Here is a 15,508-nt window from a genome sequence, read left to right as displayed (position 1 = left end):
TGTCTTGGCTATGTATCCTTGAGGGGGCACAAAAGTTGGCGAAAATATTGGTTGTAGACGATGCTGCATTTATGAGAATGATGGTGAAGGATATTCTTACAAAGGGCGGACATGAAGTTATTGGCGAGGCAGCTAATGGTGAAGAAGCCATTGAGCAATATAGCAAAGTAAAGCCTGATCTGGTGACGATGGATATTACGATGCCAATAATGGAAGGCATTGAAGCTTTGAAAATAATCAAGCAAAATGATCCTCAAGCTAAGGTTATCATGTGTTCTGCGATGGGGCAGCAAGGGATGGTTGTTCAAGCCATACAGGCGGGCGCGAAGGATTTTATTGTTAAACCGTTTCAAGCTGAGAGGGTACTTGAGGCGATACAGAAAGTATTAGGTTAGTATAAGAGGTTGAAATCCAAAGCAGTGATATCGGTGATATCGGTGATATTTCCGGAGACGCTAGTAATTATGAGAGGTATTGAGGCATGGATACATTAATTTTTGTTACGAGAAAAAATAAAGAAAATATGAAAGACATTTTAATAACCGATTTAGGACCGTTTATACAGGATTTTTCAACGCATTATAGACTTACACCACGGGAGTCGGAAATCCTGGCATTAATGGCGACACATGGGTATACCAATCAGGAAGTTGCCGAGCGATGTGTGATTACAGAAAAAACAGTCAAGATCCATATCTCGAATATGATGAAAAAAATCGGCATCGGATCCATTCGCAAGCTGTTTTCATTACTCTTCTGTCACTATGCAGATAGTCGAGCACCCAAAAGTAAAGCTAGTAAAAAAACGTCGTTTAAGACAGGAGGGGTAGAACATGAGATTGATTCCCATTAAGGAGTATGACGAACAGAGCATGCAGTTGGCCAAACCGGTATACGATGTAAAGCGCCGGATCCTGTTGGCAGCGGGAAATACCATCCACCCCAAATACCTTGACCGATTAATTGAAATCGGGATTTCCTATTTATTTGTGGAAGATGCCGTATCCAAAGACATTTCGATGGAAGAATTGCTGGATATGCCGACCTGGATGGATATCGTCGACAGTATCAAGGAGAGTATGGAAGCGGTCCGCGAGAACAAGCCAATTCCGGTGCGTAAAATCTTCCATGGCGCGGGCAAGCTCTTGGATGAAGCGCAGCGGCGTCCGATATTGATTTCCATCCCGTCTTCCACGGTGGCAAGCGAGCTGGTGCCGTATGCGCACGCCGTTAACGTCGCTATTATGTCCTTGCTAATGGGTAAACAGCTTGGATTCAACCAGCTTCAGCTTAGGGATCTGGTGGTCGGATGCCTTCTTCACGATATCGGGAAAGCCAAGGACAAGCTGAAGAACGCACATCCGGAGGCAGGCTTTCAAATCCTTCGAAGCATACAAGAAATCAATCTGCTCTCCGCACACATCGCGTATCAGCATCATGAAACCTTGGACGGCAAAGGGTTCCCACGGCAAATAACCGGAAAAGAATTTCATGAATATGCACAAATATGCGCTGTTGCCAATCTGTATGACCATTTGATTACAGACGACCGGATGCCGCCGCATGAAGCATTAGAGGTGATCATGGGACAGAACGGGCGGACGTATTCGGAAAACGTGGTTGCTGCTTTCGTGAATGCGATTCCTACGTATCCACCAGGCACGAAGGTTCGTTTGTTTGACGGGAGTGAAGCGATTGTAACCCGTATTGTCGATCATCTGCAGAGACCCAATATCCGTTTATTGACAACAGGTGATGAAATATCATTGACCGAACATCCTTCGTTTATGATTACGGCAAATTAACTTTCGCAAAGTTGAGGTCGGAAGGAGAATTTCATGAAAGTCAGAGAGAATGTTCAATTGCGCAGAAACCAAAGGGATCTCGAACTTGCGCAGCAAATCGCCCATATCGGCAATTGGGAGATGGAGCTGTGTTCGCGAGAAATAACGGGATCCAAGGAATTTTGTCGGATTTTCGGATTTGGAGAGGAGACAGAGCTTTCCGAGCCCCTCATGTGCGAAGTTATTCATCCGGACGATTTAGAGCCCTTTTACTCCGAAGTGGTGGATGCGCGGGATACTAAGAGACCTTTTAAATTTGAAGGCCGGATTATCCGTTTTGATGAGGAGCTTCGGTATGTTTGGGCAATGGGAATCTGGTTAGTGAACGAAGCGGATGAATGCACGCATGTGTTTGGCGTTGTTCAAGATATAACGGAAAGGAAGACAACGGAGCAGGAGCTTTATCAAACTAGGACCCTTCTGCAAGAAACAATTAATCACCTAGACATCGTCCTCTGGGCTAGAGATTTTAGATCTGGACGATTGTTGTATATGACAGAGGGCACCGAGAAAGTCTTTGGTATTTCCCAAGTTGATGCATTTAACATGAGCGATTACAGTCATATTGTGTATCCAGACGATGAAAATATGGTGAAAGAGAAAGTATACAGCGGGGACCAATGTTCGGTCGAGTACCGAATCGTTCACCCCCAAACAAACGAAATACGTTGGATTCAGACGCAAGTACGACCTGAAAAGGGCGTGGATGGTCAGATAAGCGCCATCTTCGGGATTTCCGTCGATGTAACAGAGCGTAAGCGTCCTGAAGAAAGCATGAAAGCCCAGAATGAAGTTCTAAGCCTTATTGCAATAGGAAAGCCTTTGTCGGAAATCTTGGGGAAAATTGCGGAACTTTCCAACGCTATGCTGCCTGGACGGTGTTGTTCCATCCTGTTAGTAGATCAAGAACGTCAAGCTTTCACGAACGGAGCCTCTCCTTATTTCCCCGACGTCTATATTGAAGCTATGATCAATATGCCTGTTTCCGCTATGAATAATCCGAGCCGCAGGGCTCTAGATTTGAAAAAACCGGTTATGGTTATTGATATATCTAATGATCCCATGTGGGAACAGACTGCTTTTAAACAAGCCACAGAACCCTTTGGGTTAAAGTCTTGCTGGGCTTTTCCTGTTTTTTCGACTGAGAACAAGGTTGTCGCTGTCTACACCTTTTTTTCCCAAAAAGCCGGAGAACCGAAAGCCTTTGAGCTCGAAATGATCGAAGCCTTTGTCCATCTTACTTCACTTGCCATTGAACGAAAAGAATCGGAAAGAAAAATAAGAAAACTGGCATTTTATGATTCATTAACAGGATTACATAATCGGAGTTACTTTATCGATCAGCTAAACGGCTACATGAAAGAAGCTGAACTGGCCAATCAGAGATTTGCAGTGCTCTATACCGATCTTGATAAATTCAAGTGGGTGAACGATTCGCTTGGACATGACGCTGGGGATCAGCTATTAATCGAAGTGGCAAGCCGCATGAGATGTTGTGTCGGGGATGATCCGCTTGTTGCCCGCCTTGGCGGGGACGAATTTACTTTATTGCTTAAGGACGTGGCATCGGTAGAAGAGGTTTTGAAAGCGGCCCAAAAAATGATGGATTGCTTTCAAGCTCCGTTCTCGATTTTGGGACATGACATTCGTGTAAGCTTGAGCATAGGCATCAGTCTGTATCCGGATCATGGAAGTACGACAAATGAATTGATGAAACACGCCGATACGGCTATGTATCAAGCGAAATCGGAAGGCAGAAATAAGATGAGGGTATATGTCTCTTCCTACAATGACACCGTGTATGAGAGATTCGTGCTGTATACACAATTTCATCAAGCTCTCGCTGAGAACCAATTCGTTCTTCATTATCAACCGAGAGTCGAAATGAAAACCGAGAAGATGCTAAGCGCTGAGGCACTTATTCGATGGGATCATCCTACCATGGGGTTCGTTCCGCCAGACGAATTTATTTCAATGGCTGAAGATTCTGGATTTATTGTGACGCTGGGAGAATGGGTGTTGCGGGAAGCCTGCAGACAAAATAAAGCTTGGCAGGATCTGGGTTTATCGCAAATACGTATTGCCGTTAATGTTTCTGCGCAGCAGTTCCAGCAAGATACGTTTGTTTCGACAGTGAATGGGATTTTATCGGAGACTGGGCTCGCTCCCGAGTGGCTGGAAATTGAGATCACCGAAAGCGCCTTGATGAATCATGAAGTAAGAATGATTGCGAAGCTGCAGCTGTTGAATCAAATAGGCGTCTATGTGTCCGTCGATGATTTTGGTACCGGCTATTCTTCGTTAAGTTATTTGAATAGCTTCGAAGTTAAAGCTTTGAAGATCGATCGTTCTTTCATACGGGATCTCTTCAATGACAGCAAGGATACATCTATTACGAAGATGATGATTTCGTTGGCTCACAATTTGCAGATGGAAGTGGTTGCAGAAGGCGTTGAGACAGAACGTCAGCATGAATTTTTGCTCCTTAACGGATGTGAGCATGCTCAGGGGTTTCTTTACTGCAAGCCTTTAACAGCAAATAGGATGGAACAAAAAATGAAAGAAGCCGCTCGAATTAGGAATATCAAGAAATAGGAGGATTTCGATCTCTCATTAACAAGACCTTGCAGAAAGGGAAGACAAACATGATATCTTTGAATGGTTTTATAGAAGGCAATTGGGACTACATCCTCTTCGCAATCGTCATGACCGTTACTATGGTTGGAATCATTCTATTTGTCCATAAGCGTTGGCTCCTGGCAGCCGACAGCCGAAGATTACGTTTCATTTCCGTAGTGGTGGTGACGGTAACGATAATTATGTTGTGCAGCGGATGGCTTCTTGTCCAATATGCGGAGAAGCGGGAATACGTCCGGACTAAAAACATCATGGTCGGAGATGCGCCCATTCTGGCTAATGAGCTGGAGAAGCTGGGTTATGGGACAATCTCCTTGAACACTTCGGTGGATGATCCGCAATACTTAAGGATGATCCAGACCATGGTGGAATGGATGGGACTTAACGGCCAGATTACCAGCCTCTATACCCTTCGCAAACTAGAGGATGGCAATAACGTGTTTATACTTGGACCGGAGACGGATTATGACGGTGATGGGTACATTAGCGGTGATCTGGAATCCAGGGTGCCCATTGGCGAAATTTACGAAGAACGGATTCCAGAGCTGGAGGAAGCTTTTCGGGGCTATTTAACATTCCAGGCTGAAGTGACTGAAGATCAGTGGGGGCAGACTATAAGCGCCTTCGTCCCGATCTATGATGCGAACGGACAGCAGAATGGCGTGTTAGGGCTTGATTATGACGGCAAGCTGTTCGTGAAGAACGTAGCGCTGTCCCGGCTCAGCATGATCGGAATAGTCTTTGTTGTCCTTCTGATCTTATATGCGGTATTTGTTGTAGGAATATATTATGTCGTCGAGCGGCAATTCCGCCGCCACCAGGATGAGCTGCGGCACCAAGCCTATCACGATTCGTTGACGGGTCTGCCGAACCGTGAGATGTTCCGGGAAAGATTGATACAGGCGCTTAACGGGCTGCCCGATTCATCCTATTCGACGGCGGTGCTCTTTCTTGATATTGATCGCTTTAAGAATGTGAACGACAGTCTCGGTCATGTCGTTGGCGATCTGCTTCTGAGACGGCTTGCCGAGCGGCTTTCAGCTTGTTTGGATCAGGCCGACTTATTGGCTCGACCCGGTGGAGACGAATATATGATTCTGATTCAGATGTCCCGGAGCATGGAGGACGTTCTGAATAAGGCGCAAGCGATCCTCGCCGCTTTCGATCAACCGATCACCGTGGACGAACACGAGCTTTATATGACGGCGAGCATAGGGGCAAGCATTTCTCAGACCGACGGATCGAATGCCGATACGATGATTCGAAACGCCGATACCGCCATGTACTTTGCCAAAGAGAAGGGCAGCAGGTTCCACATCTATACAGAGGATATGAACAGAAAGCTGCTGGAGCGGCTATCGATCGAGAACGATTTACGCAAGGGGATCGAACGGGACGAGTTCGTATTGTTTTATCAGCCGAAGGTCGGAGCACGCAGTGGAAAAGTGGTAGGGATGGAGGCATTGATCCGCTGGAGACATCCGGAAAAAGGATTCATACCGCCGGGCCAATTTATCCCGATTGCGGAGGATACCGGACTGATCGTGCCGCTCGGCGAATGGGTGCTTACGGAGGCCTGCCGGCAGTTAAAGGTTTGGGAGGCAAAGGACTTCCAAGCTATCCCGATTGCGGTTAATCTATCCAGCCGTCAGTTTCAGAATAAGGATCTTATCGTCCGAATACGGGATATCATTGCAGAGTTTCAGGTCAATCCGGCCCTCCTGCAGTTGGAATTGACGGAAAGCTGCATCATGCAGACGCCGGAATTGTCTAACCATACGATGTATCAGCTTAAGAAAAGCGGGCTGAGCATTGCGCTCGACGATTTCGGTACCGGATATTCCAGTCTAAGCTACTTGCGCAGTTTCCCGCTGGATGTGCTTAAGATCGACCGGGGATTCGTAAAGGATGTAACGAGTAATCCGGATAATGCTGCGATCGTCACCGCGATTATCACCCTAGCCCACAATCTGGGATTGAAGGTCATTTGCGAAGGCGTGGAAACGAAGGAACAGCTCGAATTTCTGAAGGATCGCGCATGTGATGAGATCCAGGGGTACTATTACAGCAGGCCGGTTTCGCCAGAGGAATTCGAAAGATGGCTGGATACCTATCGCGATGAGGAAAGCATACAGTTGGCTTAATACGACTTTGAATAATAAATGAAAGCTGTGACTACTATGGCATTGGCACGGGATTTAATTACAAACTTCTCCCTTCTCTCGACAACTATTTTTATCGTTATACAGTTTTCTAAGAAAAATTTGATAACTTCGCGAAATACCGGCCAAACAACGCTGGTCATCGGAGTGATATTCGGATTGATTGGTATTGTTCAAATGCTGTTCAGCATAGAAGTTTCTCCGACTGTTATTATGGATTTGCGCTCAATTGCCATTGTCAGCGCTGCGGTAATAGGCGGCTGGCATTCATCGGTATTGGCGAGTTTGATCATTGCCTTAGGCCGTGTCCTGCTGTTCGGAGGATTCACAACTGCAGCTGAATTAAGCTCCATTTCTGCGGTTGCTACCGGCATCGGATGCGGTATCATCGTCCATTATTTTGAGGAATACCGTAAAAAGTGGATTTTCCTCTTGGCGTACTCGGCTCTATTACCAGCTATCGTTGTGTATTTGTTGTTGCAGGAAAAGAGTCCCTTAGTCATCTTCACTTTTCTCCCCGTTTACTTGATCAGTGGAGCGATTATTGCTTATGCCATTTATTATCTAGATTTATCAAAATCTCTTTACTTGAAATATGAAGCGGAAGCGGGCACAGATTATTTGACCGGGCTGTTAAACTATCGTACATTTGACAGCGAATTTAACCGCATGCTTCAGCAAGCTGAGCATAAACAGGAATCTTTTTCTGTCTTACTGATTGATATTGATTATTTCAAGCAGATTAACGATTCTTATGGCCATAAAATGGGAGACGAGGTCTTGAAACAGTTTGCCGCTGTTCTAACGGATTCAAAAGGCTATTTCAATAACGTATTCAGAATAGGCGGTGAAGAGTTTGCGGTTTTGTTGGATGCATGCCCTCACGGCCAAGCTTTGATGGTTGCGGATAAAATAGGTAAGAAAACGCGTGAATGTAAGTTTAGTTTATCCGATAAGACAAGCATCCCAATAACAGCTTCAATTGGCGTCGCAACGTTCCCCGAGGTTACCAAGGAAAATTTGTTGGAATATGCGGACAGCGCTTTATACAGAGCGAAGAAAACAGGGAGAAACAAGGTTGTCTCCTACGCGATGGTTGTAATGTGAGAGAGCTATCTCAAGGGGAGCTGAGTGATATGAAACTGAAAATTCGAATCAAGGTTTTGATTGCTTTTATTGTCATTTGCTGTACGATACTTGCTGCAAGTCTTATTATCATTCAAGAATTTAATTTCCTTGAAGATGAGAGTATTGAAGCGATCAATAAAAATGCTCCTTTAGTCCTTGCAGGATTGGAAATCAAGCAATCTGCCACCGAAGCACATCTATGGCTGGAGGAAGTGCTGAGCGGAGCCGAGGGGAAGGAAACATACACTAAAGTCTTGGGCTTGATCGATCAGTCGCTCTGGTATGCGGATGCAATTCTTGTCGGCGGAGCATTAGCTGAAGGAACGATAGATGAAATTAGATTCTATGCCGTCTCGGATGAAATAGTCAGAAGGAACGTTACGGAAGTCAAGCAACTTCTGACGCAATTCAAGGATATGTCCCAAATACGGTATGACAACGAATTTAACGGCGGTACGGTTGATGCTCAATTACTGGATGACCAATTCGACCAAATGTTTGAAATACTCATAAAAGCAGCGGATGAATCGAAAATTCTCCTTATTCAGCATATAAGCGCCAATATGGATGCTATTGAGAAAGAGGCGAAACAAGGCCGTTACATTATCGTTGCCTCGATTATCGTGATCTTTTTTATTGTACTGGCAGTGGGTGTCTTATTCTGGAAAATGCTGAGAAATATCCATAGCTTGATTCGTCAGGTAAATACAAGTGCTGATCAATTGGCTTCATCGGCGTTTGAGTTGACAGCAAGCGCGGATATAACCAGCGATGCAACCGAACACATCGCTTCTACTATTGATAAAGTAGCCGTCGGAACTGAGAAACAAGTTCGCAGCGTGGAAAAAAGCTCTAAAGCGACAAACGAAATGTCCGTCGGCGTTCAACAAATTGCAGTCATCGCCGGGCTTGTTTCCAATGCTTCTATTGTTGCTTCGGCAAAAGCGGCTCAAGGGAATACGGCAATCCAAACGGCTGTTCAAAAAATCAATTCAATTAGTCTAACCGTAAATGGACTTGCTGTAACCGTGAAAGGTTTGGGAGAACGCTCGAACGATATCGGACAAATAACGGAAGCGATAACGGATATAGCAGAACAAACGAATATTCTGGCTTTAAACGCCGCAATTGAAGCGGCCAGAGCAGGTCAACATGGCAGCGGCTTCGCTGTTGTTGCCGGTGAAGTACGCAGGCTGGCAGAATTATCCGCCCGAGCTTCACAAGAAATCGCACAATTAATAGCCAATATTCAAGAGGAAACAAGCAAGGTCGTTCAAACGATGGAGAATGCCACAACAGAAGTAGCGGAAGGAATTGGCGTCGTGAATTCGGCAGGAGAATCCTTCGAAGAGATTCAACGTTCTGTAAATGAAATGGCTATTCGGATCGAAGAAGTTTCATCGTCCGTTCAGAAAGTGTCCGTTGGTACGGAACAGGTCGTTCAATCGATCCGGCTTATTGCACAAGTGGCGGAAGAAACGGCATCGGGATCGCAAAGCGTGTCCTCCTCCGCTGAAGAACAATTGGCAACCATGGAGGATATCTCCTCCTCGGCTAGTTCCTTATCCGGTATGGCGGACAAATTACGCATGCTTATTGGGAAATTCAATGTCTGACAGGAGGAAAGTAAAATGAAATCATTTTTCAGACCATCGGTTGCCTTTATGAATCGCATGAGGTATCCGCAAAAATTTGCTCTTATCGGCATCCTTTTGATATTGCCAGCCATCGTCTCTCTGTACCAGTATTTCGGAACGTTGTACGACCAAAGAGATTATGCCAAGAATGAACGAATAGGGGTCGAATACATCAATGCCGTCAAACCATTCATGGCAGACATCCAGAGGCATCGGGGGCTCGCCAGCGCATATTTGAACGGCAACGCAGCCTCTAAGGACAAGCTTCTGGCCAAAGAAGCGGAATTGAAAGATGAGATTGGGGTCATCGACGCCATCAATGAAAAATACGGAAAGAAATTAAACACGACGAATACGTGGAATAAGCAAAAAACCGCCTGGATAGAGCTTGAAGAAATCGTGATGACTCTTCAACCGGGGGAAAGTCTGGAAAGACATACCGCACTGGTCGACGGTATTTTGGATTTAATCGTCGAAATCGCCGATTCCTCCAATCTGACGTTGGATCCGGAGCTGGAAACCTTCTATTTAATGGATTCCGTGGTCAACCGGCTTCCGCTTTTATCTGAGAAAATGGGCTTGTCCAGGGCTAACGGAGTGGCAGTAGCCCAAAACAAAACGATGACGGACGCGCAAAAGCTCGCATTAATCATATTACACGAGCACATCTCGGACACCAGCAGGGCGCATGAGACGGGGATGCGGAAAATATGGGTAAATTACCCAGATGTGAGAGCGGAACTGGAACAAGACGTTAATCATACGTCGAATTCCATTCATGTATTTCTCGAAAAGCTGGATAAGGAAGTCATCCATGCCGAGGAGATCAAGCTGTCTCCGGACGACTATTTCGCGCTGGCTACAAATGCGATCGACGAAGTGTTGAAATTGTTCGATTTGGAGAGCGCTAAACTGGATCAACTGCTCAAGGAACGGATTGATCGGATTTCGCGCATGATTCTGGTCTTGATTGCATTGATGGTAGTTATGCTGCTTATTGTTTTTTATTTGTTTTCTGGCTTCTATATATCGGTAAAAGAAGTGGCGGCAGAACTTCAGCGGGTTGCTCATTCGATGGCCCAGGGGGATATGACGGCCGAAATTCGGGTGGCAACGAGAGACGAAATGAAATTGGTGATTGATTCATTCAATCTAATGAGCGGTAAGCTCCGCGAATTTATCCGAAAAGTTCTCGACTCGGCTCAGACTGTGGCGGCGTCCTCCGAGCAAATTTCCTTAGTCACCGAAGAGGTAACGGGCGTCAGCTTGTCTCAAGCAAACTCTATCCAAACGGTGAATGAAAGATTTAAGGAACTGTCGGCAGCGGTTCATTCGGTCAGCCGGAATGCCGTACATGCCGCCGAATTGTCCAATCAATCCAGAGAGGAATCCAAACGCGGTGGAGAAGTTGCGCAATCTTCGATCGATTCGATGAATCAATTGAACGAACAAATGACCCTGCTTCAGCAGGATTCCAACAAAATCGGTGAGATTCTCGAGGTGATCGATGAAATTGCCGATCAAACGAACCTGCTCGCGTTGAATGCTGCGATTGAAGCTGCTCGTGCCGGAGAAGAGGGAAGAGGCTTTGCAGTGGTGGCCGAGGAGGTTCGCAAGCTGGCCGAACGGAGCAGCGAAGCGACCAAACAAATATCCCTGATTATTAAAGGTATACAGGAGAACACGCTGCAAAGTACGGACGCCGTGAATCACGCAACGAATCTATCATTACAAACCAACGAAGTCTTTAAGCATATCAGCGAGAAAGTGGAAGGCAGTTCTAAACAGATTACGGAAATTGCTTCTGCCAGTGCTGAGCAATCAGCGCAAACATCAGAAGTGCTGATGGCAATCGAATCCATCGCAGCCGCCAGCCAGGAATCCGCGGCCGCCAGCGAGGAAATGGCAAGCAGTTCGCAGTCGCTGGCGAAATTGGCGGAAGAACTGCATCATTCGGTCGGTGCCTTCAAGGTGTAAGAACCGCTTATAGACCGTGAGAGGGGTAAAAATTGTTGAAACTAAATATTAGAAGAAAATTTTTAATCGCCTTTTCCATCATTTGCTGCATGATCCTTGCGTCAAGCCTGTTTGTAATTAAAGAATTCAATATCCTTAAAGAAGAGAGCATCGAAGCCGGAGAGAAGTTGGCTCCTTTGATTGGTGCGATTATGGAGGTCAAAAACTCGTCCACCAAAGCTCATCTTTGGTTGGAGGAAATACTAGGCGGAGCCGAGGCCAAGGAAGAAATAAAGGTCGTTATGGAATTGATTGACGAAGCCGATTGGTATGCGCAAGCGATTATTAACGGGGGCACAAACGACGAAGGAACGTTTTACGCCGTGTCCGACGAAACGATAAGAACCCAAATTGCGGATGTCAGAAAGCTTCTGGTGCAGTTCAAGGATCTGTCCCAACAACGGTATGACAATTCTTTTAACAGCGGTACGACCGATCCCCAAACATTGGATGACCAATTCGATAAATTGTACGAAATGATCGTCCTAGCGGCGGACAAATCGGAAACATCTCTCCAACAACATGTAAAAAGTGATATGGAAGCTGTCAAGAGAGACGCGAAGTTCGGCCAGTCCGTCGTTGTCGGTTCACTCATCGTTATTTTTATTACGGCAATTGCAACCGGGACCTTCCTTACGCTCAACATTACCAGGCCTCTTATTCGTATTTCCGACAGTACAAGAAGAGTGGCAGACGGCGATTTGACCGTAAATGAACTCAAATTGAAAAGAGGGGATGAAATCGGCGACCTGGCTCGTTCCTTTAACCAAATGGTAAGGAATACCCATAACTTGATTCAACAAGTGAACGTCAGCGCTGATCAAGTAGCGTCCTCTGCGGAAGAGTTGACCGCAAGTGCGGAACAGACCGGAAAAGCCGCGGAACAAATAGCCAAGTCTATTCAAGAAGTCGCAATCGGATCGGAAAATCAAGCGAATAATGCGGACTCAAGCTCCAAAGCCATTAAGGAAATGTCCGTCGGCATCCAACAAATCGCCGTTAATGCAGGGCAGGTTTCCCAAACTTCCATTGGAGCTTCGGAGAAAGCGGTCGAAGGGAACAAGGCCATTCAAACAGCTGGAAAACAGATCAGATCAATAGGTGAAACCGCACACGGTCTTGCGGTAACTGTAAAAGCATTGGGAGATCGTTCGAACGAGATCGGACAAATTACAGCAGTCATAACAGGCATCGCTTCTCAAACGAATCTATTAGCATTAAATGCGGCGATTGAAGCGGCCAGAGCGGGCGAACATGGCAGTGGATTTGCTGTCGTGGCCCATGAAGTGCGCAAGCTGGCGGAACAATCCGCCCATTCGGCGGAGCAAATATCCGAGTTAATTGCCGGCATTCAAGACGAGACCAAGAAAGCCATCCAAACGATGGAAACTGTCACCAAAGAAGTGACGGAAGGAATCGGTGTCGTACATACGGCAGGAGAATCATTTGAAGAAATTAGAAGCTCCGTACAAGATGTGGCCGATCAGATTGGAGAAGTTTCAGCGGCTGTACAACAAATGTCCGCTGGTGCGGAACAAATGGTTCATTCGATCCATCTCATTGAACAATCGGCAGCAGAAGCCGCATCGGCAACACAAAATGTGTCTGCTTTTACAGAAGAACAAATGGCTTCCATGGAGGATATCTCGTCTGCTGCTCATTCACTATCCGGAATGGCGGAAGAATTGCGCATGCTCGTTGGTAATTTCAAAGTCTAAATAGAAAATGTATCTCTCACGCCAAAACGAGAATAGAGGCTGCATAATGAGAAAACTTAAGTTTTCTTTAACCGTACAACTGATCTTGTTCATTACGCTCATTTTTATACTTCCAGTCGCTACCATTGGCACTTATTTCTATACTTCCATGCTAAACAATTTGACTCAAGTGGAAAAGGAACATGTCGAGAACGCCAACCTAGCCGCGAGTAAATTGCTTGATGATATGGGCAACAGCCTGCTAAACGTAACGAAAACGAACTCCCATTGGGAAGACAACCGGGCTGCCGCAGAAAGCAATGATGTCGAATGGCTGAAAGAAAACGTGGATGTGGCGGTAGATATTGTCCCCAATTTACATTTTCTCGCAACCGTATCCCCGGACGGCTCAATTCTATCGCAAAAGGGCGATGTGAAAGAGTTTACCGGGAAACTGGCATATCCCGAAATCCTGAAGAGACTTGAACAAGAAAGCGACTTCTCGGGACTGGTCCTTACATCGAAAGGTCTGGCTTCCATTGCCGTTTCCAAAATTACGAACGAGGCAGGAGACGCTCCTTCATCGGGTGTGCTTGTATTCGGAAGGCTGCTTGACGTACAAGCGATCAAAGCGATCAAGCTAATCCTGCAGCAGCAAGCGGATGTTGCCGTCTTGGCTCGGAACGCCCCCCTAATGTCAACAAGCGAGACGATCCTAGAAACGCAATTACAAGCTCGGAGCGTAGCGGCTATGGCGGACGGCGGCTACTTGGAGTCGGAAGTATCCAAGCGGAATAAATGGCGATATTCGCACGCCTTTGCCTCCTTGAAAGGTATAGACGGGAAGCCGCTCGGCGTCCTGTACGTGACCATGCCATCCGAAGCCAGCACGAATGTCGCCAATTCCATATTCACTTTAAGCTTGACCGTAGGTCTAATTTTGCTGATGCTTTTGGCCCTTCTTAGCATGTTGATCCATAAGCGGATTCTGGTGCCTATGCATGGTGTGGCCGATACACTCAATAAAGTGTCGGAAGGCAAGCTTACCGGGCAAGTGGAGGAAAAATACGGGCGCAGAAAAGATGAAATCGGTGAAATTTCTTCATCCGTAAACGTCATGATCCGTACGCTCCGCCAATTGATTTCGCACATTGGCGATACGGCAGCATTAGTTTCGGCTTCTTCTGAACAATTGTCGGCCAGCTCCGGCGAAACCTCTGAGGCGTCTCATGTCATTGCGGATGCCATTAATGGAGTTGCTCAAGGTGCAGAACGGCAAGCGATAGGCTCAGAGGAAAGCGTTGTTGCCGTTTCGGAGATGACATCAGGTGTCCGCAGCATCGAACAGACATCTCTTGCCGTGACTGAAGCTTCGCAGCATGCTGCGAGCGAAGCGGAGCAAGGAAACGAACTTGTTCAACGAGCCATTCGCCAAATGAACCAGATCAGCGTAACTGTTAATCGTTCGGCAGACGTTGTTCAAAGGCTTGGGGAGCGTTCCGAAGAAATCGGAAAAATTATCGAAATGATATCCCAAGTGGCGGCACAAACGAACTTATTGGCGCTAAATGCCGCAATTGAGGCGGCGAGGGCTGGCGAGGAAGGTAGAGGGTTTGCCGTGGTGGCAGGGGAAGTGAGAAAACTGGCGGTGCAATCGGAAGACTCCGCAAGACAAATCTCGGTATTGGTGAAGGAAGTATTGTCCTATACGCATCAGGCGGTAGATGCTATGAACGAAGGTACTGAGGAAGTACAGGCCGGGCTTGCCGCGGTCAACGACAGTGGTGAAGCGTTCCGGAATATATTAACTTCTGTGATGAGTGTGACCGGTCAGATTCAGGGTGTTACTATGGTCGTCCATCAACTATCTGAGCTTTCAGAGCAGGTGGCCGGCATGGTCCGGGAAAATGCGGCCATTGCCCGAGAATCAGCTGCTGCCACGCAAAACGTAGTAGCAACGACAGAGGAGCAGCTCGCAGCTATGCAGGAAATTGCCGCTTCTGCTGCTTCTCTTAACCATGCGGCGGAAGAATTGACGATGGCGACAGAAAAATTTACAATTTAGCAGCTTAATGTATGGAATCGGCAGGCCCGTCAACCGGTTTACTCTGTAAAGGTGATTGTATTGGTATGAAATCGTAAAGGAAGAAGTTTCGGCAAGTCGGAAGAATTCCTGGACTTTAATAATATCCATTAAGGAAGTTTAAAAAAATCCATTTTGAATTTCGACAAATTATGATAAATTTGGACCAATATGTTTCAGTGGATCATGGCTATAGACCTATATCATTCTTGACAGGCGAAGATCAATAACTTGTAGCGGATTTACCGTGTTTGTGGCAACTGCTGCTCTATCTCGGAGCAGCTTTTTTAATTTATCCAAAACC

10 protein-coding genes are annotated in these 15,508 nt (G+C 46.3%); all 10 read left to right on the top strand.

Going from position 1 to position 15,508, the window contains the following annotated elements; translation table 11 throughout:
• Positions 1-35 precede the first annotated feature (35 nt).
• Positions 36-395, top strand: a complete 360-nt coding sequence (locus ACESLK_RS09655; protein WP_373229176.1) for a response regulator — start codon at positions 36-38, stop codon at positions 393-395.
• 86 nt (positions 396-481) lie between these two features.
• Positions 482-853: a response regulator transcription factor gene (locus ACESLK_RS09650; RefSeq protein ID WP_373229175.1), complete on the top strand. Its 372-nt coding sequence runs from the start codon at positions 482-484 to the stop codon at positions 851-853.
• Entirely contained in the window at positions 834-1,805 is a 972-nt protein-coding gene (locus ACESLK_RS09645; protein WP_373229173.1) for an HD-GYP domain-containing protein, read from the top strand. The genes ACESLK_RS09650 and ACESLK_RS09645 overlap by 20 nt, the downstream gene beginning before the upstream one ends.
• Positions 1,806-1,838: 33 nt before the next feature.
• A complete protein-coding gene (locus ACESLK_RS09640; RefSeq protein WP_373229171.1) occupies positions 1,839-4,439 on the top strand; it encodes a bifunctional diguanylate cyclase/phosphodiesterase in 2,601 nt (866 codons plus the stop codon).
• Between the two features lie 50 nt (positions 4,440-4,489).
• On the top strand, positions 4,490-6,625 hold the full coding sequence (locus ACESLK_RS09635) for a putative bifunctional diguanylate cyclase/phosphodiesterase (protein ID WP_373229169.1): 2,136 nt from the start codon (positions 4,490-4,492) through the stop codon (positions 6,623-6,625).
• A 120-nt stretch (positions 6,626-6,745) separates the two neighbouring features.
• On the top strand, positions 6,746-7,750 hold the full coding sequence (locus ACESLK_RS09630) for a GGDEF domain-containing protein (protein ID WP_373229168.1): 1,005 nt from the start codon (positions 6,746-6,748) through the stop codon (positions 7,748-7,750).
• Positions 7,751-7,779: 29 nt separating this feature from the next.
• Entirely contained in the window at positions 7,780-9,387 is a 1,608-nt protein-coding gene (locus ACESLK_RS09625; RefSeq protein ID WP_373229166.1) for a methyl-accepting chemotaxis protein, read from the top strand.
• Positions 9,388-9,402: 15 nt separating this feature from the next.
• A complete protein-coding gene (locus tag ACESLK_RS09620) occupies positions 9,403-11,385 on the top strand; it encodes a methyl-accepting chemotaxis protein (protein ID WP_373229164.1) in 1,983 nt (660 codons plus the stop codon).
• Positions 11,386-11,420: 35 nt separating this feature from the next.
• Positions 11,421-13,142 carry a methyl-accepting chemotaxis protein gene (locus tag ACESLK_RS09615; protein ID WP_373229162.1) on the top strand — a complete coding sequence of 574 codons (1,722 nt, stop codon included), beginning with the start codon at positions 11,421-11,423 and terminating at the stop codon, positions 13,140-13,142.
• Between the two features lie 46 nt (positions 13,143-13,188).
• Positions 13,189-15,186, top strand: a complete 1,998-nt coding sequence (locus ACESLK_RS09610; protein ID WP_373229160.1) for a methyl-accepting chemotaxis protein — start codon at positions 13,189-13,191, stop codon at positions 15,184-15,186.
• Positions 15,187-15,508 lie beyond the last annotated feature (322 nt).

It is taken from the genome of Cohnella sp., from assembly GCF_041640265.1.
In the GTDB taxonomy this organism is placed as follows: domain Bacteria; phylum Bacillota; class Bacilli; order Paenibacillales; family Paenibacillaceae; genus Cohnella.
Note: the sequence above shows the minus strand (reverse complement) of the source record. Positions and strands in the feature narration are given on the sequence as shown.

Coding starts and splice junctions, on each gene's coding strand:
- ACESLK_RS09650 (WP_373229175.1), top strand. CDS start 482: ATGGATACATTAATTTTTGTTACGAGAAAAAATAAAGAAAATATGAAA.
- ACESLK_RS09645 (WP_373229173.1), top strand. CDS start 834: ATGAGATTGATTCCCATTAAGGAGTATGACGAACAGAGCATGCAGTTG.
- ACESLK_RS09640 (WP_373229171.1), top strand. CDS start 1,839: ATGAAAGTCAGAGAGAATGTTCAATTGCGCAGAAACCAAAGGGATCTC.
- ACESLK_RS09635 (WP_373229169.1), top strand. CDS start 4,490: ATGATATCTTTGAATGGTTTTATAGAAGGCAATTGGGACTACATCCTC.
- ACESLK_RS09625 (WP_373229166.1), top strand. CDS start 7,780: ATGAAACTGAAAATTCGAATCAAGGTTTTGATTGCTTTTATTGTCATT.
- ACESLK_RS09620 (WP_373229164.1), top strand. CDS start 9,403: ATGAAATCATTTTTCAGACCATCGGTTGCCTTTATGAATCGCATGAGG.
- ACESLK_RS09610 (WP_373229160.1), top strand. CDS start 13,189: ATGAGAAAACTTAAGTTTTCTTTAACCGTACAACTGATCTTGTTCATT.